The organism is Stenotrophomonas sp. GW821-FHT09E08, from assembly GCF_059416125.1.
Window position 1 is genome coordinate 54,109 of the sequence record NZ_JBWKOO010000013.1, and the last position, 24,776, is coordinate 78,884.

The following is a 24,776-nucleotide window of genomic DNA, read 5'->3' on the forward strand; positions in this document are numbered from 1 at the left end:
CCGGGCCGGTGCCGGCGGGCGCGGCCATAGGCCACGCCCGCAGCGGGCATCAGCGGACCGGCATGCCCGGCTGTGCGCCGCTGTCGGCGTCCAGCAGCGCCAGTGCGCCGCCGTCGAAACCGGCCGACAGGATCATGCCTTCGCTCAGGCCGAAGCGCATCTTGCGCGGGGCCAGATTGGCGATGAACACCACGCTGCGGCCGACCAGCTTTTCCGGCTCGCCATAGCTGCCGCGTATGCCGGAGAAGATCTGGCGCTTGCCCAGTTCGCCGGCGTCCAGTTCGAAGCGCAGCAGCTTGTCCGAACCTTCCACGAACTCGCACGCCAGCACCTTGCCAATGCGCAGATCGAGCTTGGCGAAGTCGTCGATGCCGATCGTGGCCGGTGCATCGGCGTTGTTCGCTTCGGGTTTGGCGGCGACAGGCGCGGCGGGCTTGGCAGCTTCGCTCTTGGCGGTGGGGGCTGCAGCGGTGGTGGTCTGCAGGGTGTCCTTGGAGGCGTCGATCATGGCGTCAATCTTCTTCGGGTCGATACGGGTGAACAGCGGGGTGTAATCGGCGATGCGATGGCCCAGCAGCGGCTGCGCCAGTTCGGTCCAGTCGTTCACCTGTGCGGCCAGGAAGGTTTCGGCCTGTGCGGCGGTGGCCGGCAACACCGGCTTGAGTGCGGTGACCAGCACGCGGAACAGGTTCAGGCCCTGGCTGCACACGGCCTGCAGCTGCGCATCGGCGCCTTCCTGCTTGGCGATCACCCACGGCTTTACATCATCGATATAGCGGTTGGCTTCGTCGGCCAGCGTCATGGTCAGGCGGATGGCGGCGGCCGGGTCGTTGCGCTCGTACGCTTCTCGGATCGGTGCCAGGCCATCGACGAAGCGCTGGTACTGGGCCGCGTCGGGCAGCTGCGCAGCCAGCAGGCCGTCGAAACGCTTGCTGATGAAACCGGCACAGCGGCTGGCGAGGTTGACGAACTTGCCGACCAGGTCCGCATTGACGCGCGCGATGAAGTCACCCAGGTTCAGGTCGAGGTCGTCGACGCCGCCACCGGACTTCGCCGCGAAGTAATAACGCAGCGCTTCCGGTTCCAGGCCGGCATCGAGGAACGTACGCGCCATTACGAAGGTGCCGCGCGATTTGCTCATCTTGGCACCGTCCACGGTCAGGTAGCCGTTGACGTGCAGGCGGGTTGGCGCGCGGTGGCCGGTGCCATGCAGCACCGCCGGCCAGAACAGGCCGTGGAAGTTGACGATGTCCTTGCCGAGGAAGTGGTGCAGCTCGGTGCTGGTGTCGGCGCGCAGGTGCGCCTCGAAGTCTTCGCCGATCCTGCCGCACATGGTCTGGAAGCTGGACAGGTAGCCGATCGGTGCGTCCAGCCAGACGTAGAAGTACTTGCCCGGCTGGCCGGGAATCTCGAAGCCGAAATACGGCGCATCGCGCGAGATGTCCCACGCGCGCAGGCCACCTTCGGCATTGAGCCACTCACCCAGCTTGGCCTTCACGCCCGGCAGGGCGACATCGCCGGCCAGCCATTCGCGCAGGAACGCATCGAAGTGGCCGACCTCGAAGAAGAAATGCTCCGAATCGCGCATTTCCGGTGTGGCGCCAGAGATGACCGAGCGCGGCTCCTTCAGGTCGGTCGGCGCATAGGTGGCGCCGCAGACTTCGCAGTTGTCGCCGTACTGGTCGGCGCTGCCGCAATTCGGGCAGATGCCCTTCACGTAGCGGTCGGGCAGGAACATTCCCTTGGCCGGGTCGTAGAACTGCGCCACCGAGCGGCGACTGATGTGGCCGGCTGCTTCCAGCTTCAGGTAGAACTGCTCGGTCAGTGCCTTGTTGGCTGCCGAATTGGTCGAGTCGTAATGGTCGAAGGCCACGCCGAAGGCGGCGAAGTCACGTTCGTGGCTGGCCTGGATGTTGGCGATGAAGGTTTCCGGGGTGACCCCGGCCTTTTCCGCGGCCAGCATGATCGGCGTGCCGTGGGTGTCGTCGGCGCAGACGAACCAGGCCTTGCCGCCGCTCATTCGCCGCGCGCGTACCCAGATATCGGCCTGGATGTAGCCGACCAGGTGGCCCAGGTGCAGCGGGCCGTTGGCGTAGGGCAGGGCGGTGGTGACGAGCGCGGTACGGGTCATGGTCGCGGGGTGCAGCCGAGGGGAACCGCAGAGTATCGCATGCCCGCAACGAGGTGACCCGGCCGGGGCCGGGTCACGGGTGTGAAGCGGGGGACGTGGCGCTTACTCGCGCTGCCAGGTCTGCGCGCGGCAGATGAAGGCGATGCAGCCGGACACGTCCAGCTTGGTGCCGCCGGCCTGCAGCTCCATCTTCGACTTGTAGGTCTTGCCGTTGGCCGGGTCGAGGATGGTGCCGCCGGACCACTTGTTGGCGCCGTCGGCCTTCAGGTTCCAGAGGATGGTCATGCCCTTCACCGGCTTGTTCTTGTTGGCACCTTCACAGCCGTCGCAGACCGGGTTCGGGCCCTTGTCCGAGTGCAGGATGTCGACCACCTTGCCGGACAGCGTGCCATTGGCGGCCTGGGTGATCTCGACGATCGACTTCACTTTGCCGGTCTTGTCGTCGATGGTCTTCCAGCGGCCGGCGGCGCTGTCGGCGGCCTGCGCCGACAGGGCGGCCAGGCACAGCGGCAGTGCCAGCAGCAGGGTCTTGAAGGTCTTGCGCATGGTCCCCTCCCAGGGTTCATTCCGGCACGGTGCCGGTATGGTTCGACTGTATACCCATTCGGCGGGGTATGGGGAAGGGGGGGCTTTGGCCGGGTTGCACCCGGCACCCGCACCCGCAACGGCAACAGCAACGGCAACGGCAACGGCAACGGCAACGGCAACAGCGTGCATTCCGTGCGGTGGCGGGGTGGGTCCGGTGGCGGGGGACGCCGTAAACCCATCCGTGGGGGCTTGGCCGCGGCATCCATGCCGCGGACACCCCCGCAACCGGACCCACCCCGCCTTCGACAGGTTCCGCGATCGGTTGGAATGGCATTGCCTGCTCTTGGTGGGTGTCGACCTTGGTCGACACGGTAAATCCACGCCATGTGTTGATGGAACTTTCCGTGGCGGCGGCGGGGTCAGATCCCTTTTCCATTGGAAAAGGGATCTGACCCCGACACACACGCTCAACCGACTTCGTACAGCTCCAGCGGCAGGTCGTCGGGGTCGGCGAAGAAGGTGAAGCGGCGGCCGGTGTATTCGTCCACGCGGATCGGTTCGCAGGCTATGCCATGCGCGGCCAGGCGCTCGATGAAGGGTTCCAGCATGGCGACGCGGAATGCGAGGTGACGCAGGCCCTGGGCTTCCGGGCGGCTGGGACGGGGCGGCGGGGAAGGGAAGGAGAACAGTTCCAGCTGGCTGCCGTCGGGCAGTGCCAGGTCCAGCTTCCAGGAGTCGCGCGCGCTGCGGTGGTTCTCGGCCAGCACGCGCAGGCCGAGGATGCGCACGTAGAAGTCTTTCGAGCACGCGTAGTCGCTGCAGATCAGTGCGGCGTGGTGGATGCCCAGCAGGGCGCAGGCGTCATCGCTCATTGCAGGGTGTCCAGCCAGCGCTGGGCAATCTTCTGCGCCAGCGGATAGGGTTCGGGGTCGTTGCGGTTGCTCAGCACGATCACGGTCAGGTGCTTTTCCGGATGGCGCACGATCACGTTGCGGAATCCGATGCTCTCGCCGCTGTGCCATTGCACCGGCCCGTTCAGGCGCCAGCCGAAGCCGTAGTGCGGCACGTCGGCTTCGGGCGTCGACGTGGCCGGGCTGAACATCGCGCGGCGCGAGGCCTTCGACAGCAGGCGGTCGTCATACAGCGCGGCATCCCAGCGGGCGAGGTCATCCAGCGAGGAATAGATGCCGCCATCACCCAGCACGGCGCTGGTGGTGCTCTGGTCGGTGCGTTGCCAGTGGCCGTCCAGCTCGCTGTAACCATAGGCGCGCTGAGCCACCACATCGACGCCGTCCTGGTGGGCCACGGTATGGGCCATGCCCAGCGGGCGGAAGATCCGCTGTTGCAGGAAGCCCACGAAATCCTGGCCGGAGGCGCGGCCGACGATCAGCGCCAGCAGCGCGTAGCCACTGTTGCTGTAGCGGTATTGCGTGCCGGGTGCGAAGTTCAAGCGGTCCGCGCGCGACAGCAGGGCCAGCACATCGGCATCGTGCACCTGGCGGGTGCCGGCCGGGTCCATCAGGTCTTCGTAATCGAGCAGGCCACTGGTGTGCGAGAGCAGTTGGCGGATCGTGATGTCCGCCGCCACCGGGGGCAGCTCCGGCAGCCAACGTCGGGCCGGCTGGTCGAGCCCAAGCCGGCCATCCTCCACCAGCAGCAGCACAGCCGCGGCGGTGAACTGCTTGCTGACCGAGGCCAGCCGGAAGTTGCTGGCCGGAGTGACTGCGGTGCGGTCTTCCACCACCGCCAGGCCATAGCCGCGGCGGAACACCGGTTTGCCGTCGTGCAGCACCAGCACGGCGGCGCCGGGCACCTGGCCGTCGTAGGCCTGCATCAGGCCGTCGATGCCCGTATCCGGTGGGGTCAGCACCGGTGCGGCGGCGCCCGCCAGAGGCAGCAGGCCCAGCACGGCAGCGAACAGGGCGACGGCAGGGCGCATGACGGCTCCAGAGGGGTCAGGGCGAAGGCGTGGGCGTGGTGCTGGCCGGCTGCGCCATCCAGCGTTCCATCTTGCGGCTCAGTACGTCCAATGGCATCGAGCCGTCCTTCAGCAGTTCGGCGTGGAAACGTCGCAGGTCGAAGGCTGCGCCCTGCCGTGCCTTGGCCTTGTCGCGCAGGGCCACGATGGTGGTCAGGCCGGCCACGTTGGACAGCGCCTGGCCGGGCTGGGCCATGATCCGCTCGACTTCGGCGTTGGCGTCATCGCTGCTCATGTCCACGGTCTTCTGCAGGTAGGCCACGGCCTGTTGCTTGCTCCAGCCCTGCGCGTTCACACCGGTGTCGGCCACTACGCGCGCGGCGCGCAGCAGGCGCGAGTACAGATAACCGATGCGGTCATAAGGGTCGGTGTAGATGCCGAGATCCTCGCCCAGGGTTTCCGCGTACAGGCCCCAGCCTTCGACGAAGGCAAGGTCGCCACCCAGGCGGCGGAAGCGCGGCAGCTTGGCAAGTTCCTGCTGCAGGCCCAGCTGCACGTGGTGGCCGGGAATGGCTTCATGCAGGTACTGCACCGGCACGCTCCAACGCTTGCGGCTGGGCAGGTCTCGGGTGTTGACGTACAGCAGGCCTGGTTGCCCGGCCGGCGACGGCTGGTAGGCCGCCGCAGCGGAGGTGAGTGCACGCTCGGGCTCCACCGCGCGTATTTCCAGTGTGGACTTGGGCAGGGTGTCCAGCACCTGTGGCAGGCGCGCGTTGACCTGCTGCTGCACCTGGCGATAGCGGTTGATCAACGCATTGGCGTCGCCGTACTGGAACTGGCGGTCGTTGCGCATGCTGCGCAGCAGCTTGGACGGCGTACCGCGCAGCTTGGCGTCCTTCATCACCGTGGCGATCTGAGCCTGCAGCTCCTGCACGCGCTGCTCGCCCAGCGCGTGCAGCTGCGCGGCGGTCTGGTCGCTGGCGGTGGTCTGCACGATCAGGTTGGCATACCAGGCCTGGCCATCGGGCAATGCGCCCAAGCCGCTGCTGGCGCGGGTGGCCGGCAGGTACTCGGTGGCGATGAAGCCGCGCAGGGCACGGTAGGCCGGCATGATGCGCAGTTCGATCATGCGCTTGTACTCAGCACTGATACGCGCCTTGTCCTCGGCTGCGATGGTGTTCGGCATGGTGCGGATCGGCGACCAGAAGATGCTCTCCTCAGCGGTTGGCTTGATCACTGCATCCAACTGCGGAATAACCTTCTCCATCAGGTCGCGCGGCTGCACCACGCCGGCCTTCACGCCCTGCCGCATGTTGTCGATGGCCTGGTCGAACAGCTCGGGAATGCCCAGCGAGCGGCGCGACCAGGTGTCGTAGTCCTGCGCGGTATTGAACGGCTGCGCGCCGGCACCGGAACCGAGGATCGCCATGATGCTGCCGACGTTGTAGTACTGGCTGATCGGCATCATCCAGCTCGGGTAACGCTCGGCGGCCAGCGAGGCGCGCGCATCGCGCACGAAGATCTCGTAGCTGAGCAGGTCCTGGCCCTGCAGGCCGTCATTGCCGAGTTTCTCGACCTTGCCCAGCCATTCGGTAGTGAAGTCGTGCGACTGCTGGCGCCAGGTGGGGGACAGGATGTTGGGCAGCTGGTCGTTGTAGCGGGTCTCGCCCTGGAAGGTGGCCTGCAGCGGATTCAACCGCATCGAGGCATCCCAGTACTCGTCGTACAGGCGCTCCAGCTGCACCTGCTTGGGCACGGCGCGGGCCGGTGCGACGGGACGTGGCGCAGCGCGGCGCGCCGAACTGCCACGGGCCGGCGCGGTGGCGCGGGCGGGCCTGGCCTTGGGCTTGGCGGCCTGGCGAGTCTGCGCGGCGGCAGGGCGGCTGGCCTTCTTCTTCGCTGCTTCGGCCGACGGCACGGCACTGAACAGGAACAACGCGGCAATGGCGGCGGCCAGGGCGCGGGGGGAATACGGCATCAAGAAGCTTCCGTGGAACACAGACCGTGGAGCTTGCACGATCCGCGCGCGTACGGCCAGCGTGAAGGCGCAGTCAGCTTGGTGGCGCTGGGGCTTCAGTCAGCCGCGGCGGCGGCACGCAGTGCGGCGGCGCGATCGGCGCCCAGATAGCGGGTGATAGCCCGCCGCATCAGGTACAGCAACGGAATCAGGGCAATCGCAAAGCCCATCTTGTACACGTAGTTGACGCTGGCGACTGCCAGGAACAGCGAGGTCGGCCAGTGTTGCGGGCCCAGCACGAAGGCGATCCAGATCACCACGAAGCTGTCCACCACCTGCGAGATCGCGGTCGAGCCGGTCGCACGCAGCCACACGTGGCGCTCACCGGTAGCCTGGCGGATGCGGTGGAACACCGCCACGTCGATCAGCTGGCCGAGCAGGAAGGCCACCAGCGAGCCGGCGATGGTCCACATGCCCTGGCCGAACACCGCAGCGAACGCGGCCTGGTAGTCGGGCACGCCGTAGCCGTTCATCGACGTTACCCACCAGCTGGCCGGTGCCAGCGAGATCGCTGCGAAGGCGAACAGGAAACCGTAGCCGATCAGCACCACCGCCAGCCACGAGATGAAGCGCACGCCGCGCTTGCCGAAGAACTCGTTGATGGTGTCGGTCATGATGAACACCACCGGCCACAACAGGGTCCCGGCGGTGAAGCTGAGCGAGCCGGTCTGGCCGAACAGGTTCCAGTTCAGCGGATCGATGCCGAGCGTGTCTTCGAGGGCGAAGATCTTCACCCCGATCAGCTCGGCCAGCACCGCGTTGCCGCAGAAGAACGCGGCCAGCACGATGAACAACAGGACCGCACGATCCTGCAGCGGGCGCTCGAATGGCGCCGCGGTCATTCGGCGCGATCGCCGGCGCGGGTGAACGGCACGGTGGGCGGGGCAACCGCGCCGCCGGAGATGATGAAGCTCATCGCCTGGTCCACGGTCCAGTCGGTCGGGGTCAGCAGCTCGACCGGCACGATCTCCAGATAGCCCGAGGTCGGGTTCGGCGTGGTCGGCACGTATACCGCGGCCAGCTCACGATCGGTGCCGTGTTCCTTGATGACCCGGGTCACCAGGCCGACCGACTTCATGTCGCGGTGCGGGAAGTCGATCAGCACCACGCGCTGGGTGCTGCCCGGCTCGGTCTGCAGCATGTCCAGCAGCTTCTTGGCGCTGTCGTAGATGATGCTGGCCAGTGGAATGCGCTTGATGACCGCGCCGACCCAGCGCAGCAGGCGCTGGCCGAGCACGCGGCGGCTGGCCACGCCCACCGCCAGGATCACCAGCAGGGTGGCCAGCAGGGCGATGATGTCCTGGATCCACTCGGCACGGACCCAACCGAGATAATGCGGGAAGTTTGTCGCGATCTGCTCGGACAATGGCACCACCAGCGGGCTGGAAATGCCCGACAGCAGCACGAACACGAATTTGACCACGACCCAGGTCAGCCAGATCGGCAGCAGGGTCAGCAGGCCGGTGAGAAACAGGCGCTGCAGGGAGGGGCGGGGGACCAGGGCGGGGGCTTCGAGCGACATGCGCGCATTGTAGCGGTCACTGCTGGTCGATTACGCTGGGTGATCGACTGCGGCAACGGCACATGGAAGGGAAGCTGTGTTGAAGATCCTGCGCGGACTGGGCTGGACCCTGGGCGGCCTGCTGGTGCTGGCGATCGTGGTGTGGTGCGCCTCGCGCATGTGGCCCGTGCCCGAATCGAGGGTGCTGGCGCAGCAGCGACTGGAGGCGCGCCTGCCGGCGACCGGGCGCAATGGCTATGCGCTGTTGTGGACGCTTCCGTTTGACGGGCTGGATGCCCGCCAGCGTGAGCAGGCGCTGGCCGAGGACGCGCGGCGCTGGGCGGCCGACCCGCGGGGCGGCAGTATTGGCCAGACCCACCTGGCGGCCAGCCACGCCGAGCTGCACTCACGGCCAGGTGCCAGTTGCGGGCCGACCGCCAGCAACTGCCTGGCCCAGGTGCGCGCCGACCCGCAACGCTTCGTGGACGCCCACGCCGGGCACCAGCAGTTGCACACGCGCCTGGACCAACTGGCTGAAGCGGACCACTTCGTGTCCCCATTCCAGCCGAAGGGCGAGGGCATTCTCGTCCCGTTGCCGACCTATGGCCTGGTGGTGGACGCCACCAGCGCCCGCGCGCTGGCCTATGTGCAGGGCGACGTCGAGGGTGCGTTGCGCGGCAGTTGCCGTGGCCTGCAGCTGGGCCGTCGGCTGGTGCCCGGGGGCAGCTACCTGGTCGAAAGCATCGTCGGTGCCAGCCTGGTCCAGGCCAACGCCCAGCTGCTGGCCGACATGCTGGTGGAACTGCCCGCCGACCATCCCTTGCCGGTCGAGTGCGAGCAGGCGATGCAGCCGATGCGGGCTGACGAACAAAGTCTGTGCCGCGCGACACAGGGGGAGTACGCAATGAGCCGGGCAGCGATTGAAACCTCGGCGAGCGAATTCGGCGGCGTACTGGTGCTGGACCGCAGCAGCACCCTGGCACGCGTGGCCGGCAATCTCGGCTGGGCCTGTGGTGCCACCGCCATGGCGGCGCTGGAAGCAGATCGACCGTTGCCGGTGCAGGCACCGCCGCAGCGGGATTTCGGTTGCCTGTCCAACGTCATGGGTTGCGTATTGACCGACATTGCGGCGCCGATCTATCCCGCGTATTCGTCCCGGACCCAGGACGCTGCGGCGATGCTGCGCCTGCTGGGTGCACAACGCTGGCTGCGCCAGCAGGCCGGTGATCCGGTCGATGCACTGCAGCGGTTGCCCGCGCAGTTCCGCTCGCCGGTACGCACCCCGCGCCTGTCGGCCGATGGCAGCCGCCTGCAGGTGCCACGCCGCTCGCCGCCGCGCAGCAACGATGAAAGCGCCTGGCTGTCGGTACCACTGGCCGCAGGTGCGCCTTCAACCGCCGCACGCGATTGAGGGCAGGTTCAACCGGCCCCGACCAACGGATCGAATCCCCAGCCATCGCCGACCGTTTCAAGCGTCCAGCGCCGACTGCTGCGCAGCGGTTGCCAGCGCACGCTGTCGGTATCGGTCTCGATGCTGCCTTCAACCTGTTTCACCTTGCCGGTGGAAAAGTTGACGCTCAACGACTCGGTCTGCCCGGAGTTGCGCATCACCGAATCGCGGTCATAGCCGATCAGGGCGAAGGCGCCGTTCTGCCAGCGGAAGGTGAACGCGGTCGTGCCCATCGACCAGCTGCCTGCGCTGGCGAACGAAAACAACGCCACCCTCAGCGTGCCGCGCTGGATGCTGACGCCGCCATCTTCGAGCGGATCGCTGAGCACGGGACTTTCCGGACGCGGAATCAGCTTGTGGTCCTGCGCTGCGAGCACGTAGCCGGACGGGCGCGACCAGGCGATGGCGAGAATGCGCGGATTGCTGTCATACGGAGAAGGACCGAAGCCATCGTGCTCGATGACGTTGCGCGGATCCTGCTGGCGCAGCACCAGCACCAGGTCGGCGCGACCATCGTGGTCGAGGTCACCTTCCAGTCGGGTTTCCAGCGTCCAGCCCTTGGGCACGAAGCCGGCCGCATCGGCCGCCTGCGCCGGCAGCGTCGGGTACTGCACCGGTGGCACATCCAGTGCGTGGGCGGCGAAGGACAGCGGGGTCAGCAGTGCAGCAAGGGCGAACGGGCGCATCGGAGCCTCCATGGCGGGGAGGCAGAGAATAGCGCCGATGCCGCCGATCAGCGTGCGTGTGGTTTCAACCGCAGGTAGACCTGCTTGCGTACCTGTGCGACCACTTCGCCGCTTTCATCGACCACGTCGTTGCTGAACCAGCGCAGCACTTTGTCGCCGCTGGCCGCTTCGGCGCGCAGTTCGTCCAGCAGTGCGTCATCGATGCGGAACGACGTACGTACGGTGCCGCGGCCGGGCTTGAGGAAATCGATCGCACCGGCACGGTCCCACACGTAGTAGTCGCGGCCGAGGATGTGCAGCAGGCCAAGCATCCAGAACGGATCGGTCATCGCAAACAGGCTGCCGCCGAAATGCGTGCCGACGTAGTTGCGGTTCCAGGGCCGCATGCGCAGTTCTACGTCGATCTGCCGGTAGTCCGGCGAGACCCGGGTGACGTGGATGCCGGTGAACAGGAACGGTGGCCAGAGGTTGATGCCGAAGCGGAACAGGCGGGCGTTCATGCGGGTCCGGGGGGCGCGGGGCGAGGCCTACAGTCTAACCATTCGCATGCGTATGTTGCACCCCGGCCGGTGTTCAGGCCTCGCCGTCGATCACGTAACCGTCGCGGCCATTGGCCTTGGCCTGGTACAGGGCGGTGTCGGCACCTTCGACGAAGTCGTGCGGTTGCAGCTCGCCGTCCGGCACGCGGGTGAACACGCCGATGGTGAGGGTGACGCCGGCGTCGCTGCCTTCACCGGGCGCCGGCAACGCCCGCACGCAGGCGATCAGGTCTTCGATCACCAGGCGCGCGCCTTCGGCCGGCGTATCCGGCAGCACCAGCGCGAATTCGTCGCCACCATAGCGTGCGGCCATGTCGCGCGGGCGCCGTGCATGCGCACCGATCAGGCGCGCGACATCGCGCAGCACGCGGTCGCCGACCTGATGGCCGTGGCGGTCGTTGTGACGCTTGAAATGGTCGACGTCGATCAGCGCCAAGCTGAGCGGCTTGCCACTGCGCCGCGCCGCATCGCATTCCTGCTGCAGCGACTGCTCGAAGCGCAGGCGGTTGCCGAGGCCGGTCAGCGCGTCGCGGTTGGCCTGGCGGTGCCAGGCCGAAATCCGCCAGGTCGCCCAGGCCAGCAGCACCAGGGTGATGCCCAGCATGGCGCTGGCCGGGGCCCACCACAGGTCGCTGGCGCGCAGCAGCAGCCAGCTCAGCAGCGGCGCCAGCGGCAGCGAGCACAGCGCAGCCAGCCATGGCAGGCGCAAGCCGAGCAGGATCACGCACAGTGCCACCAGCACGCCGCTGATGGCGTGCTGCCAGAGGCGGGGCAGCAGGTCGATCTGCTTGTGCTGAAGCAGCATCGAAGCGATGTTGGCCTGGTACTCGCTGCCACTCATCCAGAATTCGCGGGTAGTCGGGGTCAGCAGCCGCGGTGCGACGCCGCTGGCGGTCATGCCCACCACGATGCGACGGCCGCGCAGCATGGCCATGTCCACGTGGCCATCGAGCACGTCGGCGTAGGAAACCTGGGGCAGGCGTTCGGGTGGGCCGGCGTAGCGCACCCGCACGTAGTCGTCGCGCCGCCATTGATAGGGCGAGTTCACGCCAGGATCGGGATCGGGCAGTCCGCGTACCGCGCCCGGCGGCAGATCGGCCAGCGCCAGCCCGAGTGCAGGCCAGTGCGCGCGGCCGATGCCTGCGTGCAGGTACACGCCGCGGGCAACGCCATCGCCATCCACTTCGACGTCGGTATGGCCGATCGCCGCCGCGCTGGCTGCGATCCGTGGAATCGGCAGCATTTCCTCGGCCATGCGATCACCCGCTGCGGGCGCCGCCAGGACTGGCAGCACGACCCTGCCGTTGCGCCGGATGGCCGCCGCCAACTGTTCATCCTGGCGGCTGTCACGGCGATCAGGTTCGGACAGCATCAGGTCCAGCGCCACGCGCTCGGCACCGGCATCGGTCAGGCGATCCAGCAACCGCGCATGGATCGAGCGCGGCCATGGCCACTGGCCGATGCGCTGCAGGCTGCCCTCGTCGATGGCCACGATCAGTACGCTGGGATCGGGACGGTAATCCCAATTGCCGACCATGGCGTCGTAGGCGGCTTCGTCCTGTCGCCACAACCATTGGCCATGGCTGGCCACGATCGTCAGTATTCCTGCCAGCAGCGCCAGCACGATCCGCTTCGACCATGGAAGCGGCGACCGCCTCACAACAACAACCACAGCAGCAGGGCGCCACCACCGGCGCCGTAGCACAGGCGGCAGGGCAGCTTGATCTGCTGGGCAGGGGAATACTCGCCAGCGTGGCCGTCGTCATCGATGTACTGCACGCGCACGTGCAGGGTGCCGCTCCACGGCCGCTTGAAGCTGACCTGCGGCTCGGTCACGGTTTCGTCGACGAGCGGCGCCTTGAAGTCGCCATGGCGATCCACCTGCACCCGGTAGCGCTGGCCCTCGCTGCCGGCCTGCCAGCGCAGGGTCAGCGCGCCATGCGCGGCTTCGGGTGGTTGCAGGGCGGGATCGACCGGTTCATTGCTCAGTTGCAGCGGCAGTGCCTGGCCGTAGCGGCCCTGGTGGTCGTTGCCATCGCGCGAGGCCACCCGCCAGAAGTACTGGCCCGGCGGCAGGGGCTGTGCCAGGCGCAGGTCGGTGTTCTGAGTGGTCTGTTCCTGCAACGGCTGCTGGAAGGTCGGTTCGGCGGCGATCTGCAGCACGCTGCTGTGCGCGCCGGGGGCCTGGCTCCAGCGGAAACGCGGGCGGTCACTGTTGATCGTCTGGCCGTGCAGCGGTGCGACCGTCAACGGCGGTGGCGGCTGGTCGCTGAGTTCGAAATCGGCACTGGCATCGAGGCCTTCCACGCCCTGGGCATCGACGGCGCGCAGCAGGATGCGCAGCTGGCCCGGTGGCAGGTCGCCGATCGACAGGCGGGTGTCGGTGGTGGTGGCGGCGAACAGCAGGATCTCCGGTGTCGCCGCCTGTACCACTTCAACGCGGTACTGCGCGGCGCCGTCGACCGGCTCCCAGGCCAGTCGGGTCGGCAGCGGCGCCAGGCGCAGTTCATCGTTGCGCAGCTGCGGCGCAGGCAGCAGGGCGGAGACCGCATCGGGCGCGCTATCGGCGCTGCTGCTGCGGCTGGCGTGGCCAGGCTTGACCAGCTGCCGGCCATGGCTGTTGCCGACCTGTACCTTGCCCTGCAGGACTTCAGTGGCGGCAACATGCTGGGTGTCGCCGGCACTGACCCGGAACACGGTGCCGCGAACGCTGCTGGTCGCGGTGGGTGCGTCGATGATGTAACGCGACGCAGGACCGCGGGCTGGCGTCACGCGGTTGCTGGCGCGGCCCTGCTGCAGGCGCAGGCGGGTGTCGACCATACCGGTGTGGCCGTAGCGGCTGAGCTGGTCCAGGCGCAAACGGGAATATTCGCGCAACTGCAGGCGCGAGGCATCGGCAAATTCGAGAGTGACGCTGGAATCGCCTTCGGTCTCGATGGTGTCACCGATGTGCAACTGCTCGCCGGCCAGAATGGCGCGGGTAGCCCTGCCATCGGCGCCGGACAGTTCGACCTTGCCGCGTACCGACAGCACCCGGGCCGGCGCCGGTTCGATGCGCAGCCAGCTGATCGGGAAACGCAGCAGCTGGCCGGGCGGCAACTGGTAGGGGTTGTCGATGCGGTTGTGCTGCTGCAGCTGCTGCCAGCGCACCGAGGGCTTGAGGTAAACGCCACCAAGGTCCCACAGGGTATCGCCGGGGCGGACCCGGTAGTTCCAGTCCTGGGCCGCAGCCACGGTCGGCAGCAGGAGGAGGGCGCAGAGCAGCGCACCCTTGAAGCGCATGGCAAACGACAGCGAGCGGACGAAGGTCACAGTTGGCAATCCCGGCAATGCGGGGGCGCAGCTGCAAGACCCCATGGCCCCGACCTCATCCCCCCGAACGGATCGTGGCGACCGTACGGCCGCCATCCCGCGCATTATTGCCCGCGTTCAGTGCAGGGATTCTGAACGAAGCGGGCTCCCGTTCAGAACAGCAGGGACGCCATCCGGCGGCGGTACTGCCCGACCAGGTCCTCGTCGGAGATCACATTGAAGGCGTCGATCAGCGCTTTGCGCGGCAGCCCTTCCTCGAAACCACGGTCGATCCGCAGCATTTCCAGGAACTGTTCCAGCGCGGCTTCGTCGTGGCCGCCAAGCAGCAGCTGCACGCCGCGCAGGTGGCGGGCCTTGAGGTCCTTGCCGTCGGCGGCAATTCGCGCTTCCAGCACCTCGGCGGCCGGGGCGTCCTTCAACGCAGCGGCAAATGCCAGGCGGGCGCGGCCACGCACGGCGCGATCATCGGTGGCCAGGTTGGCCGGCAGGCCATCGATCAGCGTGCCGGCTTCGTCCACGCCGCCGATCTGCAGCAGGGCCAAGGCCAGGTCCAGCTTCAGCTCATCCTTGTCCGGCTCGGCGGCGATCTGCGCACGTAGCACGTCCACCTGTGCCTGCGGGTCCAGCGGCGCGTCGTCCTCGGTGAGGGTGTCACCAGCATCGGCCGGTACCACACCGTGCTGGGCCAGGAACTCACGCAGCTGGCCTTCGGGAATGGCGCCGGGGAAGCCGTCCACCAGTTGGCCGCCCTTGACCAGGAACACGGTGGGCACCGAACGGATCTGGAAAGCGGCGGCGATCTGCTGTTCGGCGTCGACATCGACCTTGGCCAGCTCGAAGGCGCCGTTGTATTCAGCGGCCAGCTTTTCCAGCATCGGGCCCAGGGTCTTGCAGGGCCCGCACCAGGTCGCCCAGAAGTCCACCAGGACCGGGGTCTGCAGCGACTTCTGCAGGACTTCGGCCTCGAAAGTCGCAGTGGTGGCGTCAAATACGTAGGTCGTCTCGGTCATGGGGGAGGCATCGCTTGGCGTCTGGAGACCGATTCTATGGTGACGATCGATGCCGGTCTCAACCCGGGTTGCGGCAAATACCTGACAATGCAGCCTTCCCATAGACGTCGTTTCCGGAGCCCGCATGTCGCCCCTGTCACCGTTGCTGCGCCTGTCCGGTCTGGCTGCCGCGCTGTTGTTCGTAGTGGCGGTGCTGGGTTTCGGCGCCGGCCTGGACGGCTACGCGCAGGCGCGCCACCCTGTGGCGCTGCTGGGTGCGCAGGGCGTGCCGCACGCGCTGGCCTTCAATCTGCTGGGCTTCGTGCTGCCGGGCCTGCTGGCGGTGGTGGTTGCCGAGTGCCTGCGCCGGCGCCTGCCGGCCACGGCCAGCTGGGCGCCGCGGGTCGGCAGCCAGATGCTGCTGCTGGCCGGGCTGGCGTTCGCCGCGATGGGCCTGCTGCCGCTGGACGTGGACGATCTGCACGGGCCGGCCAGCCAGCTGCACGCCAGTGCCTGGATGGTCTGGGTGCTGGGCTTCGTCGCCGGCACCCTGTTGCTGGGCATCTCCCAGCTGCGCCAGGTGCGCGGCCGCGCGCTGGGCGGGGTGGCGGTTGCCTGCGGCGTACTGGCGGCGTTGGCGGCTTTCGCCCTGCAGGGCGTACTGCCGGCACCGCTGGCGCAGCGGGTCGCTTTTGCCTGCTGGGCGGTCTGGCTGGCGCTGGCCCTGCCGCTGTCGCGGCCACGCTGAGACAGGTTCCGGGCGCTCGCGGCGCCTGCGTCGGGCGAGCGGGATTGGAGCCATTTGCCGCACTGCGGTACGCTGTACCGCTTTGCCGCCGCAACCGCGTGTTACATGACCAGCGTCGAACCCAACGTTTACGATCCGCAGCAGGTTGAATCCGCCGCCCAGCAGTACTGGGATGCCACCCGTGCCTTCGAGGTCGATGAAGCCTCGGACAAGCCGAAGTACTACTGCCTGTCGATGCTTCCGTACCCGTCCGGCGCGCTGCACATGGGTCATGTGCGCAACTACACGATCGGCGACGTGATCAGCCGCTACAAGCGCATGACCGGCCACAACGTGCTGCAGCCAATGGGCTGGGACGCATTCGGCCTGCCGGCGGAAAACGCTGCAATCAAGAACAAGACCGCGCCGGCGGCGTGGACCTACAAGAACATCGACCACATGCGCACCCAGCTGAAGTCGCTGGGCTACGCCATCGACTGGTCGCGCGAATTCGCCACCTGCCGCCCGGATTACTACGTCCACGAGCAGCGCATGTTCACCCGCCTGATGCGCAAGGGCCTGGCCTACCGCCGCAACGCGGTGGTGAACTGGGACCCGGTCGACCAGACCGTGCTGGCCAACGAGCAGGTCATCGATGGCCGCGGCTGGCGCTCCGGTGCGCTGGTCGAGAAGCGCGAGATCCCGCAGTGGTTCCTGCGCATCACCGACTACGCCCAGGAGCTGCTGGACGGCCTGGACGAGCTGGACGGCTGGCCTGAATCGGTCAAGACCATGCAGCGCAACTGGATCGGCCGTTCCGAGGGCCTGGAAATCCAGTTCGACGTGCGTGATGTCGACGGTGGCGTGCTGGACCCGCTGCGCGTGTTCACCACCCGTCCGGACACCGTGATGGGCGTGACCTTCGTGTCGATCGCCGCCGAGCATCCGCTGGCACTGCACGCGGCGAAGAACAACCCCGAACTGGCGGCACTGCTGGCCGACCTGAAGCAGGGCGGCGTGTCCGAGGCCGAGCTGGAAACCCAGGAAAAGCGCGGCATGGACACCGGCCTGCGCGCCATCCATCCGGTCACTGGCGAGCAGGTGCCGGTATGGGTCGCCAACTTCGTGCTGATGGGCTACGGCACCGGTGCGGTGATGGCCGTTCCCGGCCATGACCAGCGTGACAACGAAGTGGCCAACAAGTACGGCCTGCCGATCGTGCAGGTCATCGCGCTGAAGGATCCGCGCAGCGAAGAAGAGCGCAACTGGGACGCCACCCGCTGGCAGGACTGGTACAGCGACAAGAACCGTGCCTTCGAGCTGGTGAACTCGGCCGAGTTCGATGGCCTGGACTTCCAGGGGGCCTTCGAAGCCCTGGCCGAGCGTTTCGAGCGCAAGGCGCAGGGCCAGCGCCGCGTCAACTACCGCCTGCGCGACTGGGGCGTGAGCCGCCAGCGTTACTGGGGCTGCCCGATTCCGGTGATCTACTGCGCCAAGTGCGGCGCGGTGCCGGTGCCGGAAGAACAGCTGCCGGTGGTGCTGCCGGAAGACGTGGCCTTCGCCGGTACCGGCTCGCCGATCAAGACCGATCCGGAATGGCGCAAGACCACCTGCCCGGAATGCGGCGGCGCGGCCGAGCGCGAAACCGACACCTTCGACACCTTCATGGAGTCGAGCTGGTACTACGCCCGTTACACCTCGCCCGGTGCGCGTGATGCGGTGGACAAGCGCGGCAACTACTGGCTGCCGGTTGACCAGTACATCGGCGGCATCGAGCACGCGATCCTGCACCTGATGTACTTCCGCTTCTACCACAAGCTGCTGCGCGACGCGCGGATGGTGGACAGCAATGAACCGGCACGCAACCTGCTGTGCCAGGGCATGGTGATCGCCGAAACCTATTACCGCCCGAACCCGGACGGTTCCAAGGACTGGATCAACCCGGCCGACGTGGACGTGCAGCGTGACGAGCGCGGCCGCATCACCGGCGCCACCCTGATCGCCGATGGCCAGCCCGTGGTGGTCGGTGGCACCGAGAAGATGTCCAAGTCGAAGAACAACGGCGTGGACCCGCAGGCGATGGTCGGCAAGTACGGCGCCGATACGGTGCGCCTGTTCTCGATGTTCGCCGCGCCGCCGGAACAGTCGCTGGAGTGGAACGAAGCGGGCGTGGACGGCATGGCCCGCTTCCTGCGTCGCTTGTGGGCGCAGGTACAGAAGCACGCTGCCGACGGTGCCGTACCGGCGCTGGACGCGGCCGTGCTGGACGCCAGCCAGAAGGCGCTGCGCCGCAAGACCCACGAAACCATCGGCAAGGTCGGCGACGACTACGGCCGCCGCCACAGCTTCAACACCGCCATCGCTGCGGTGATGGAGCTGATGAACGCGCTGGCCAAGTTCGACGATGGCAGCGACCAGGGCCGAGCCGTACGCCAGGAAGCGCTGCAGGCCATCGTGCTGCTGCTCAATCCGATCACCCCGCACGCCAGCCACGCACTGTGGCAGGTGCTGGGTCACGGCGAGACGCTGCTGGAAGACCAGCCGTTCCCGCAGGCCGACGCCGCCGCGCTGGTGCGCGATGCGCTGACCCTGGCCGTACAGGTCAATGGCAAACTGCGTGGCACCATCGATGTGGCCGCCGATGCCGCGCGCGAGCAGGTGGAGGCACTGGCCCTGGCCGAGCCGAACACCGCCAAGTTCATGGAAGGCCTGACGGTGCGCAAGATCATCATCGTCCCTGGCAAGATCGTGAACATCGTCGCTGCCTGATGCTTCCCGCACCGGCCGCCCACGGGTGGCCGGTGCTCTTTCCGGTACAGGGCCAGGCACTTGATGGCCCTGCATTCACGCGGCTTCGGGCAGGCTGTGTGTTGCCGTGATCGCCCGGCTCCGCCAGACTGTCTCCATGACCCGAATCCTGCTTGCCCTCGTTCTTGTCCTCGGCCTTGCCGGCTGCGGTTTCCATCTGCGCAGCAAGCTGATGCTGCCGACCGACACGGCACCGGTGAAGGTGGTCTCCACCGCGCCGTACAGCGAACTGGTCAAGCTGCTCAACCGCAGCCTGCTGGCGTCCGGCGCCAGGTTGGCCGATGAGGACAGCAGGGAGCCCAGTGCCCAGCTGCAGGTGCTGTCCGAGCGCTGGGGTGATCTGCCGATCGCCATCGATTCGCAGGGCCGTGCACAGGAATACAGCCTGCGTTACGCAGTGATCTTCATCTTCCGCCGCGAGGACGGCAGCGAGCTGGTGCCGCAACAGGTGATCGAACTGTCGCGCGACTACGTGTCGCCGCCGACCGACGCCACCGGTACCACCACCGAACGCGAAATCCTGGCCAATGAGCTGCGCCGCGAGATGTCGGCCTCGATCATCCGCCGCATCGACAGCGTGGTCCGCGCCGAGATCGAGAAGGGTGGCAGCTTGTCGGCACCGAAGACCGCGCCGGTCGAAGACGCGGTGCCGGCCGGGCCGGCCCCTGCAGTGAAGCACTGAGCCGCGACGATGGAACTGCGTCCGGAGCAGCTGGCCAGCCAGGGCGCTGATACCGCGCTGGCGCCGGTCTATCTGATTGCCGGGCCGGAAACCCTGCGCGTGCTGGAGGCGGCGGATGCCATCCGCGCGCGTGCACGTGCCGCTGGCATCGGCGAGCGCGAGGTGTTCGACGCGGACGGCCGTGATTTCGACTGGAACCAGCTCGACGCAACATTCAACGCGCCCAGCCTGTTCAGCGCCCGCCGCCTGGTCGAGGTGCGCCTGCCCAGCGGCAAGCCGGGCAAGGACGGGGCCGAGGTGATCAGCCAGTTCTGTGCCAACCCGGCGCCGGACGTGGTGCTGATGATCACCGCCAACGAATGGAGCAAGGCCCACCAGGGCAAGTGGGCCGAGGCGGCCAACCGTATCGGCGTGCTGTCGGTGGCCTGGGCGATCAAGCCGCATGAACTGCCGGACTGGATCGAGCGCCGCCTGCGTGGCAAGGGTCTGCGCGCCGATCCGGCCGCGGTGCAGCGGCTGGCCGAACGGGTGGAAGGCAATCTGCTGGCTGCCGCGCAGGAGATCGACAAACTGGCGCTGCTGGCCGATGGCCAGCCGCTGGATGTAGAACGGATGGAGTCGCTGGTGGCCGATGCGGCCCGCTACGACGTGTTCCGGCTGGTGGAGGCCACCTTCTCCGGCCAGGCGCCGGCGGTGCTGCGCATGCTGGCGGGCCTGCGTGGTGAGGGCGAGGCCGTGGCGGCACTGATGCCGATCGTGATCCGCGAACTGCTGGCCGGTGCCGGCCTGGCACGGGTGCAGGCGCGTGGCGGCAACCTGGCCGCCGAAATGAAGTCCCGCGGTATCTGGGAATCGCGGCAGGCGCCGTACAAGCGCGCGCTGCAGCGGCACCCGGAAGGAAAGCGCTGGGAACGCTTCGTGGCGGAGGCCGGGCTGGTCGACCGCATCGCCAAGGGACGCGCCGACGGCGATGCCTGGCTGGCGCTGGAGCGCCTGCTGGTGGCCGTGGCTGAAGCGCGTGCCGTGCGCCTGCTGGCGCGGGCCTGAGCAATGAGCCTGCGGATCTATTACGGGGGCACCTTTGATCCGGTGCACCTCGGCCACCTGGCGATCGCGCGCGCAGCGCGTGACGAACTGCAGGTGGCGGTGCGCATGATGCCCGCGGCCGACCCCCCGCACCGTGCGCTGCCCGGTGCCAGCGCCGAACAGCGCTGCACCATGTTGTCGCTGGCCATCGGCGACGAGCCGGGCCTGCTGCTGGACCGCCGCGAACTGGATCGAGCTGCACGCTTTCCCGGCCGCCCGTCCTATACCGTTGATACCCTGCGCGACCTGCGCGGGGAGCTTGGCCCGAGCCGGCCGCTGGCCTGGCTGGTGGGGGCCGACAGCCTGCTTGGCCTGCCCAGCTGGCACGAGTGGCAAGACCTGTTCGGGTTGGCCCATTTCGTGGTGGCAGAGCGCCCCGGCAGCCCGTTGCAGGCCTCGGTGGACGGCGAGCTGGGCCGGGCACTGGAGGGGCGCTGGGCCGACAGCGAGCAGGCTCTGTTTTCCAGCCCGGCCGGCCGTATCCTGCGCCTGCACCATCCCCTGCGCGCAGAATCGGCCAGTGCTGTGCGTGCCCAGATTGCCGCCTCCGGCCCCTGGCGGGCGCTGCTGCCGCCGGCCGTGGCCGACTACGTCGCTGCACACGGCCTGTACCGCCCGGCCACGCCGTGAATGGCGCGGCAGCAGCATCCCCGTATAATCGCCCCTACGTTTATCGAGTCGATCCACTTTGAGCAACCAGACCCAGCCCCAGACCATCAAGGTCGATCTGCCCAGCCCGCCGCCGTCCGTGCCGGAACTGCTGGCCAGCGTCCGCCAAGCCACTGAAGACCTGAAGGCCAAGGACCCGGTCGAGATCGACGTGCGTGGCCGCTCCAGCGTCGCCGACTACATGGTGGTCGTGTCGGGTACGTCGACCCGCCACGTCAAGTCGATTGCCGATGAAGTCGTGCGTTTTGCCAAGAAGATCGATGTCATGCCGTTGGGCGTGGAAGGCGAGCGCGAGGCCGAGTGGGTGCTGGTGGACCTGGGCGACGTGATCGTCCACGTGATGCTGCCGCGCGTGCGTGAGTTCTATGCACTCGAGCGCTTGTGGACCGTCGGCGACCAGCCGCCGTCCCGCGACGACGACGAAGTGGCCTGAGCCACACGTTGATGCATCCCTTCGACGGCGCCGATGGCGCCGTCGACGTTTTGGAGGACCGTTGATGAAAGCCCGACTGATTGCTACCGGCGAGCGCGCACCCAGCTGGGTCGCGCAGGGCTTCGCCGAGTACCAGAAGCGTCTTTCGCACTGGCTGCCCTTCGAGCTGGTGGAAATCGAGCCGGGCCTGCGTGGCAAGGGCCGTGACCCGCGCCGCGCCACCGAAGATGAAGGCAAGCGGGTGATCGCTGCGCTGCCGAAGAATGCCTACGTGGTGGCGCTGGATGTACCGGGTCGCCAGCTCAGTTCCGAGCAGCTTGCACAGCGCCTGGAACATTGGCGCGGGCAGGGTAGGGATCTCGCGTTCCTGATCGGTGGGCCGGAAGGACATTCGCCGGAAGTCTCGGCGCTGGCTGATGAGAAGTGGTCGATCGGCCCGCTGACGCTGCCGCACATGCTGGTGCGTCTGGTGGTGGCCGAACAGCTGTATCGCGCTGCGGCGATGTTGGCAAATCACCCCTACCATCGCGCGTGAAGAGTGGTTATACTAGTCGTCTGCCCGAATAGCTCAGCCGGTTAGAGCACTTGACTGTTAATCAGGGGGTCGTTGGTTCGAGTCCAACTTCGGGCGCCACCTTGAGAAACCTGCATCGCGAGATGCAGGTTTTTTTTTGCGTCGATTGTCCGGCCCTACAATCCTTCTTCATCCATAGGGAAGTCGGATATGCGTGCGTCTGTCATTGTCATTGCCATTGCAGTGCTGCTTGTACTGTCGCCCTGCGCGGCGATGGCGGTAACGCCAACCTGGCAGCCACCACCGGGCAGCACCGAGATGCCGCTGTGGCCAGCGGGCAAGGTAACGGCGCCACCGAAACTGAAAGGGCCCGAAGAGATCAGGGATACCATCTCGAAGGCCAGCGGCGAACGCTGGGCGATGCTGCAGAACGTGGCCGTGCCGACGCTGACCGTGTTTCCCGCCAAGGGTGGTGGCAACGGAACGGCGGTGATGGTGGTGCCCGGCGGAGGCTACCGCGTGTTGGCGATGGATCTGGAAGGCAGCGAGATCTGCGACTGGTTGACCGGCCAGGGCATCACCTGCGCGCTGCTGAAATACCGTGTGCCGGCATCGGGGCCGAACTGGGATAGTGACTGCAACTGCCGAGACATTCCAGCGGTGCCGATGGCGCTGCAGGATGCACAGCGTGCGATGGGCCTGCTGCGTGCGCAGGCCGGACGCTGGAAGATCGATCCGAAGCGGGTGGGGGTCATCGGCTTTTCCGCTGGTGGCCACGTGGTGGCTGGACTGAGCACGCATGGCGCGCGCAGCTACGTTGCGATCGATGCCGTAGATGCGCAGCCGAGCCGCCCGGATTTCGCCATGGTGATGTACTCCGGGCATCTGTGGACCGGTGCGAAGCACGGGCTGTCGCTGGCCGGCGACATTACGGTGGATGATGCGGTGCCGCCGACCTTTATCGTGCAGGCCACCGATGACCCGACCGATGACGTGCGCGAATCACTGACCTATTACCGTGCGCTGGTCGGCGCGGGCGTGCCGGTGGAAATGCATCTGTTCGCGCGTGGCGGCCATGCCTTCGGCCTGCGTGTGAAGGACGCGCCGGTGGCTGCGTGGACAGGCTTGGCCGAGCGTTGGATGCAGGACATCGGCATGCTGCCGAAACGCCCGTTGTAGAGCCGAGCCATGCTCGGCTGCCTACGCGAAGCCGAGCGCGGGCTCGGCTCTACAGTGTCAGTGCTCCTCGCCAGAACGCCGCCAGCGTAGCAACCGCCACAACCAGGATCGCACCGAACAGCACCCATTCCCAGCGCGTGAATACCTGATCGCCGCGCTGGTGCCGGGTCAGCGCGAACAGCACCACGCCCGGCACATACAGCAGCACCGACAGCAGCAGGTTGTCGAGGCCGCCGGCATATACCAGCCACAGTGCATACGCGCTGGCCAGCAGCGCAACCGCGAAATCGCGCCAGCGCACACCCGGCTCACCGGCGTAGGCGTGACCGCGCCAGGCCAGCTGCACACCGAACGCGGTGGACAGGAAATATGGCACCAGGCTCATCGATGCGGCCAGCAGCACCAGTCCGGTGTAGCTGCCGGAATTGACCAGCACCAGCAGCAGGAACAACTGGATCAGCCCGTTGCTCAACCAGAGTGCATTGGCCGGCACACCGCGCGCGTTTTCGCGGCCGAGGAATGCGGGCATCGTGCCATCGCCTGCGGCGGCGTACAGCACTTCGGCGCAAAGCAGCACCCAGGCCAGCAGCGCACCCAGCACGGAAATGATCGAGCCGACGATGATCACCGTCGCGCCCCATTCGCCGACGATGGCGCGCAGCACATAGGCCATCGAAGGATTGGGCAGGCCTGCCAGTTCCGCCTGTGACAGCACGCCCATCGACAGCAGGCTGACCAGCACCAGCAGCAGCCACACACCCACGAAGCCGATCACCGTAGCGCGGCCGACATCGGCGCGGCGGGCGGCGCGACGTGAGTAGATGCTGGCGCCTTCGATGCCGATGAACACCCAGACGGTGACCAGCATCATGCCGCGCAGCTGCTGGCCGAGATCGCCGAGTGCAGGCGTGCCGAAGAAATCGGCACGGAACACGTCGAGACGGAACGCACCGGCAGCAAGCACCAGGAACAGTGCGATCGGCAGCAGTTTGGCCACCGTCACCAGTCCGTTGACGATGGCGGCAGTACGCAGGCCGCACAGCACCAGCAGGTGTACGGCCCACAGCAGCAGCGACGAGGCCGCCACCGCGGCCGGGGTATTGCCTTCACCGAAGACGGGCATGAAGTGGCCAAGCCCGCTGAAGATCAGTACGAAGAAGCTGGCATTGCCCAGTACCGAAGCGACCCAGTAGCCCCACGCTGCGGAAAAGCCGATGTAGTTGCCAAAGCCTTCGCGCGCATAGGCATAGATGCCGGTATCCAGGTCCGGGCGGCGGTTGGCCAGGGCCTGGAACACGAAGGCCAGCATCAGCATGCCGGCGCCGCTCAGCGCCCAGCCGATCAGCGCAGCGGCCGGGCCGGCGCTGCGCGCCACGTTCTGCGGCAATGAAAATATTCCCGCGCCCACCATCGAGCCGACCACCAGTGCGATCAACGCGGGCAGGCCCAGGCGTTGCGATGTCGCGGCCATGGAAATCCCCTGCGGCGGTGATGCCGCGTGCACACGGTAGCCATGTGCTTGTGAACATGCCTGCAAGGGGCAGAACGACGAAGGCCCGGGCAGCTGCCCGGGCCTTCGAAGGTACTGCGTTGACGGATGGTGCCTG

At 67.4% G+C, this 24,776-nt stretch carries 22 protein-coding genes and 1 tRNA gene; 10 read left to right on the plus strand and 13 right to left on the minus strand.

Annotated elements, in window-relative coordinates:
• Positions 1-49: 49 nt before the first annotated feature.
• From metG to AC07M7_RS15815, 7 genes are all read right to left on the minus strand, one after another.
• Complete coding sequence (gene metG, locus AC07M7_RS15785; protein WP_495207822.1) at positions 50-2,131, minus strand: methionine--tRNA ligase; 2,082 nt, start codon at positions 2,129-2,131, stop codon at positions 50-52.
• Between the two features lie 102 nt (positions 2,132-2,233).
• Complete coding sequence (locus tag AC07M7_RS15790) at positions 2,234-2,677, minus strand: DUF2147 domain-containing protein (RefSeq protein WP_136640082.1); 444 nt, start codon at positions 2,675-2,677, stop codon at positions 2,234-2,236.
• Between the two features lie 449 nt (positions 2,678-3,126).
• Entirely contained in the window at positions 3,127-3,531 is a 405-nt protein-coding gene (gene gloA2, locus AC07M7_RS15795; protein WP_495207823.1) for an SMU1112c/YaeR family gloxylase I-like metalloprotein, read from the minus strand.
• Positions 3,528-4,598, minus strand: coding sequence for a serine hydrolase domain-containing protein (locus tag AC07M7_RS15800; protein WP_495207824.1), 1,071 nt, complete (start codon positions 4,596-4,598; stop codon positions 3,528-3,530). The genes gloA2 and AC07M7_RS15800 overlap by 4 nt, the downstream gene beginning before the upstream one ends.
• Positions 4,599-4,614: 16 nt before the next feature.
• Positions 4,615-6,555: a DUF885 domain-containing protein gene (locus AC07M7_RS15805; protein WP_046983548.1), complete on the minus strand. Its 1,941-nt coding sequence runs from the start codon at positions 6,553-6,555 to the stop codon at positions 4,615-4,617.
• 95 nt (positions 6,556-6,650) lie between these two features.
• A complete protein-coding gene (locus tag AC07M7_RS15810; protein ID WP_046983549.1) occupies positions 6,651-7,436 on the minus strand; it encodes a queuosine precursor transporter in 786 nt (261 codons plus the stop codon).
• Positions 7,433-8,116, minus strand: a complete 684-nt coding sequence (locus tag AC07M7_RS15815) for a DUF502 domain-containing protein (RefSeq protein ID WP_046983550.1) — start codon at positions 8,114-8,116, stop codon at positions 7,433-7,435. Before AC07M7_RS15815 ends, AC07M7_RS15810 begins: the two co-directional genes overlap by 4 nt.
• Positions 8,117-8,192: 76 nt before the next feature.
• Between AC07M7_RS15815 and AC07M7_RS15820 the strand changes: the two genes are divergently transcribed.
• Positions 8,193-9,506, plus strand: a complete 1,314-nt coding sequence (locus AC07M7_RS15820; RefSeq protein ID WP_295378723.1) for a hypothetical protein — start codon at positions 8,193-8,195, stop codon at positions 9,504-9,506.
• Between the two features lie 8 nt (positions 9,507-9,514).
• Here the strand turns inward: AC07M7_RS15820 and AC07M7_RS15825 are convergent, their stop codons facing one another.
• The 5 genes from AC07M7_RS15825 to trxA form a co-directional block, all read right to left on the minus strand.
• The gene (locus AC07M7_RS15825; RefSeq protein WP_046983552.1) at positions 9,515-10,231 is read right to left on the minus strand and encodes a hypothetical protein; all 717 of its coding nucleotides are present in this window, start codon (positions 10,229-10,231) and stop codon (positions 9,515-9,517) included.
• 47 nt (positions 10,232-10,278) lie between these two features.
• Entirely contained in the window at positions 10,279-10,731 is a 453-nt protein-coding gene (locus AC07M7_RS15830) for a DUF4442 domain-containing protein (RefSeq protein ID WP_046983553.1), read from the minus strand.
• A gap of 73 nt (positions 10,732-10,804) precedes the next feature.
• Positions 10,805-12,430, minus strand: a complete 1,626-nt coding sequence (locus tag AC07M7_RS15835; protein ID WP_136639641.1) for a CHASE2 domain-containing protein — start codon at positions 12,428-12,430, stop codon at positions 10,805-10,807.
• Complete coding sequence (locus AC07M7_RS15840) at positions 12,427-14,127, minus strand: FecR family protein (RefSeq protein WP_495207825.1); 1,701 nt, start codon at positions 14,125-14,127, stop codon at positions 12,427-12,429. Before AC07M7_RS15840 ends, AC07M7_RS15835 begins: the two co-directional genes overlap by 4 nt.
• Before the next feature lie 107 nt (positions 14,128-14,234).
• A complete protein-coding gene (trxA, locus tag AC07M7_RS15845) occupies positions 14,235-15,092 on the minus strand; it encodes a thioredoxin (protein ID WP_046983556.1) in 858 nt (285 codons plus the stop codon).
• A gap of 124 nt (positions 15,093-15,216) precedes the next feature.
• Between trxA and AC07M7_RS15850 the strand changes: the two genes are divergently transcribed.
• The 9 genes from AC07M7_RS15850 to AC07M7_RS15890 all read left to right on the plus strand — a co-directional run bounded on the left by AC07M7_RS15850 (position 15,217) and on the right by AC07M7_RS15890 (position 23,169).
• Positions 15,217-15,819, plus strand: coding sequence for a DUF998 domain-containing protein (locus tag AC07M7_RS15850; RefSeq protein WP_253079532.1), 603 nt, complete (start codon positions 15,217-15,219; stop codon positions 15,817-15,819).
• 105 nt (positions 15,820-15,924) lie between these two features.
• Positions 15,925-18,567 (plus strand): leucine--tRNA ligase, encoded by a 2,643-nt coding sequence (leuS, locus tag AC07M7_RS15855; protein WP_495207826.1) that lies wholly within the window; start codon positions 15,925-15,927, stop codon positions 18,565-18,567.
• Positions 18,568-18,703: 136 nt separating this feature from the next.
• Complete coding sequence (locus tag AC07M7_RS15860; protein ID WP_495207827.1) at positions 18,704-19,288, plus strand: LPS-assembly lipoprotein LptE; 585 nt, start codon at positions 18,704-18,706, stop codon at positions 19,286-19,288.
• 9 nt (positions 19,289-19,297) lie between these two features.
• Positions 19,298-20,335 carry a DNA polymerase III subunit delta gene (gene holA, locus AC07M7_RS15865; RefSeq protein ID WP_495207828.1) on the plus strand — a complete coding sequence of 346 codons (1,038 nt, stop codon included), beginning with the start codon at positions 19,298-19,300 and terminating at the stop codon, positions 20,333-20,335.
• 3 nt (positions 20,336-20,338) lie between these two features.
• The gene (gene nadD, locus AC07M7_RS15870; protein ID WP_337302903.1) at positions 20,339-21,004 is read left to right on the plus strand and encodes a nicotinate-nucleotide adenylyltransferase; all 666 of its coding nucleotides are present in this window, start codon (positions 20,339-20,341) and stop codon (positions 21,002-21,004) included.
• A gap of 58 nt (positions 21,005-21,062) precedes the next feature.
• Complete coding sequence (rsfS, locus tag AC07M7_RS15875) at positions 21,063-21,476, plus strand: ribosome silencing factor (protein WP_012511764.1); 414 nt, start codon at positions 21,063-21,065, stop codon at positions 21,474-21,476.
• A gap of 64 nt (positions 21,477-21,540) precedes the next feature.
• Positions 21,541-22,011, plus strand: coding sequence for a 23S rRNA (pseudouridine(1915)-N(3))-methyltransferase RlmH (gene rlmH, locus AC07M7_RS15880; RefSeq protein WP_012511763.1), 471 nt, complete (start codon positions 21,541-21,543; stop codon positions 22,009-22,011).
• A 22-nt stretch (positions 22,012-22,033) separates the two neighbouring features.
• Positions 22,034-22,110 (plus strand) — tRNA-Asn (locus tag AC07M7_RS15885).
• Between the two features lie 111 nt (positions 22,111-22,221).
• Complete coding sequence (locus AC07M7_RS15890; protein WP_495207844.1) at positions 22,222-23,169, plus strand: alpha/beta hydrolase; 948 nt, start codon at positions 22,222-22,224, stop codon at positions 23,167-23,169.
• A gap of 49 nt (positions 23,170-23,218) precedes the next feature.
• Here AC07M7_RS15890 and AC07M7_RS15895 read toward each other — a convergent pair whose 3' ends face one another.
• The gene (locus AC07M7_RS15895; protein WP_495207829.1) at positions 23,219-24,640 is read right to left on the minus strand and encodes a basic amino acid/polyamine antiporter; all 1,422 of its coding nucleotides are present in this window, start codon (positions 24,638-24,640) and stop codon (positions 23,219-23,221) included.
• Between the last annotated feature and the right edge of the window lie 136 nt (positions 24,641-24,776).

Bases quoted from the DNA above. Each gene is read 5' to 3' on its own strand.
- metG (WP_495207822.1), bottom strand. From the start codon at position 2,131: ATGACCCGTACCGCGCTCGTCACCACCGCCCTGCCCTACGCCAACGGC.
- AC07M7_RS15790 (WP_136640082.1), bottom strand. From the start codon at position 2,677: ATGCGCAAGACCTTCAAGACCCTGCTGCTGGCACTGCCGCTGTGCCTG.
- gloA2 (WP_495207823.1), bottom strand. From the start codon at position 3,531: ATGAGCGATGACGCCTGCGCCCTGCTGGGCATCCACCACGCCGCACTG.
- AC07M7_RS15800 (WP_495207824.1), bottom strand. From the start codon at position 4,598: ATGCGCCCTGCCGTCGCCCTGTTCGCTGCCGTGCTGGGCCTGCTGCCT.
- AC07M7_RS15805 (WP_046983548.1), bottom strand. From the start codon at position 6,555: ATGCCGTATTCCCCCCGCGCCCTGGCCGCCGCCATTGCCGCGTTGTTC.
- AC07M7_RS15810 (WP_046983549.1), bottom strand. From the start codon at position 7,436: ATGACCGCGGCGCCATTCGAGCGCCCGCTGCAGGATCGTGCGGTCCTG.
- AC07M7_RS15815 (WP_046983550.1), bottom strand. From the start codon at position 8,116: ATGTCGCTCGAAGCCCCCGCCCTGGTCCCCCGCCCCTCCCTGCAGCGC.
- AC07M7_RS15825 (WP_046983552.1), bottom strand. From the start codon at position 10,231: ATGCGCCCGTTCGCCCTTGCTGCACTGCTGACCCCGCTGTCCTTCGCC.
- AC07M7_RS15830 (WP_046983553.1), bottom strand. From the start codon at position 10,731: ATGAACGCCCGCCTGTTCCGCTTCGGCATCAACCTCTGGCCACCGTTC.
- AC07M7_RS15840 (WP_495207825.1), bottom strand. From the start codon at position 14,127: ATGGGGTCTTGCAGCTGCGCCCCCGCATTGCCGGGATTGCCAACTGTG.
- trxA (WP_046983556.1), bottom strand. From the start codon at position 15,092: ATGACCGAGACGACCTACGTATTTGACGCCACCACTGCGACTTTCGAG.
- AC07M7_RS15850 (WP_253079532.1), top strand. From the start codon at position 15,217: ATGTCGCCCCTGTCACCGTTGCTGCGCCTGTCCGGTCTGGCTGCCGCG.
- leuS (WP_495207826.1), top strand. From the start codon at position 15,925: ATGACCAGCGTCGAACCCAACGTTTACGATCCGCAGCAGGTTGAATCC.
- AC07M7_RS15860 (WP_495207827.1), top strand. From the start codon at position 18,704: ATGACCCGAATCCTGCTTGCCCTCGTTCTTGTCCTCGGCCTTGCCGGC.
- holA (WP_495207828.1), top strand. From the start codon at position 19,298: ATGGAACTGCGTCCGGAGCAGCTGGCCAGCCAGGGCGCTGATACCGCG.
- nadD (WP_337302903.1), top strand. From the start codon at position 20,339: ATGAGCCTGCGGATCTATTACGGGGGCACCTTTGATCCGGTGCACCTC.
- rlmH (WP_012511763.1), top strand. From the start codon at position 21,541: ATGAAAGCCCGACTGATTGCTACCGGCGAGCGCGCACCCAGCTGGGTC.
- AC07M7_RS15895 (WP_495207829.1), bottom strand. From the start codon at position 24,640: ATGGCCGCGACATCGCAACGCCTGGGCCTGCCCGCGTTGATCGCACTG.